Consider the following 1,458-nt stretch of genomic DNA (forward strand, 5'->3'; position numbering starts at 1 on the left):
CGCGCCGGGGGCCTCGGGGCCGGGCGGGGTGGAGAAGGAGCCGAGGCGGCGGTCCAGCTCGTGGTAGAGCTGGTTGCGGGTGAGGTACCAGCTGGCGGCGGCGCACACGGCGACGGCGAGCGCGACGGCGACGGCGGTGAGCAGCGCCATCCGGGCGCGCAGCGTCAGCCGCCGCGTCATCGGCGGGCGCCTGGGCGGGCGTGCCGCGCCGGGACGCCGCCCGGCGGTCACGGGGACGCCGCCGTCCGCAGGACGTAGCCGACGCCGCGGACGGTGTGCACGAGCCGCGGCATCCCGCCGGCCTCGGTCTTGCGGCGCAGGTACATCACGTACACGTCGAGGGAGTTGGAGGCGGGTTCGAAGTCGAAGCCCCAGACGGTCTCCAGGATCTGCTCGCGGGTGAGGACCTGGCGGGGGTGGGTCAGGAACATTTCCAGCAGCATGTACTCGGTGCGGGTGAGGGACAGGGGGCGGCCGGCGCGGGCGACCTCGCGGGTGAGGGTGTTCATCCGCAGGTCGTCGAAGGCCAGGACGTCCTCGCGGCGGGCGTCGCCGCCGGTGTCGGCGTTCATCGCGCTGCGGCGCAGCAGGGCCCGCACCCGCGCGAGCAGCTCGTCGAGCTCGAAGGGTTTGGCGAGGTAGTCGTCGGCGCCGGCGTCCAGGCCGGTGACGCGGTCGCCGACCATGTCGCGGGCGGTGAGCATCAGCACCGGCATGGTGGCGCCGAGGGCGCGCAGCCGCCGGCAGGTGGTCAGGCCGTCCATGCGGGGCATCAGCACGTCGAGCACGACCAGGTCGGGGCGGTCGGCCTGGACGCGTTCCAGGGCCATGGCGCCGTCGGCGGCCTCGGCGACCCGGTATCCCTCGAACTCCAGGCTGCTGGACAGCGATTCGCGGACGGCGGGCTCGTCGTCGACGATCAGTATCCGTGCGGCGGGCGCCGTACCTGGGCTGCCAGAGTCCATCCGTCTCCTTGCGTGGGGCCACCGACTTCAGCCGATGGAAGGCGATACTTCGCTCTCTGTGTTAGTTTTCTTACGTTCCGTTAGGGATCGGTTCGGGCTGGACCGCAACCCTCGGGTTGGAAGCCCTCGCCTTCGGGCGGGGAGCGGAGTCACGCACTCACCGTAAACACACCAGGTGAGGGGCCTGGCCGCCGGTATCGGTTTCTCACGAAACCTTCAGGAAATTCTGAGCGGCGGTTCAGCGGCCGGGCCCGCCATCGGTCTTGTCCGCCCAAACGTCTCCGGGCATCCCGGGCGTGGGGCGGGCGGCGGTGGTCCAGGTGGTGCGGGCCACGTCCACCACGACGTCGCGGGCGACGTCGAGGACCATGTCGCGCAGCACGTCCTTCATCGCGATCTTCAGGGCCTCGCGGAGCAGTTCGGCCATGACGATCTCGATCGCGGCGGTGGCGGCCTGCGCGGCGGCGCGGGCGGCCAGGTCGCGGGCGGTGCG

General features: G+C 72.2%; 2 protein-coding genes and 1 pseudogene. All 3 read right to left on the bottom strand.

The window, feature by feature from the left end; translation table 11 throughout:
* A pseudogene (locus ABZ914_RS51300) lies at nucleotides 1–180 on the bottom strand (two-component sensor histidine kinase); the annotation flags it as partial.
* Between the two features lie 47 nt (nucleotides 181–227).
* The gene (locus ABZ914_RS51305) at nucleotides 228–965 is read right to left on the bottom strand and encodes a response regulator transcription factor (RefSeq protein ID WP_500201806.1); all 738 of its coding nucleotides are present in this window, start codon (nucleotides 963–965) and stop codon (nucleotides 228–230) included.
* 238 nt (nucleotides 966–1,203) lie between these two features.
* Nucleotides 1,204–1,458, bottom strand: a 255-nt coding sequence (locus ABZ914_RS51310; protein ID WP_500201807.1) for a hypothetical protein, incomplete at its 5' end; no start/stop codon positions are given.

This window comes from Spirillospora sp. NPDC046719, assembly GCF_040645715.1.
GTDB lineage: Bacteria > Actinomycetota > Actinomycetes > Streptosporangiales > Streptosporangiaceae > Spirillospora.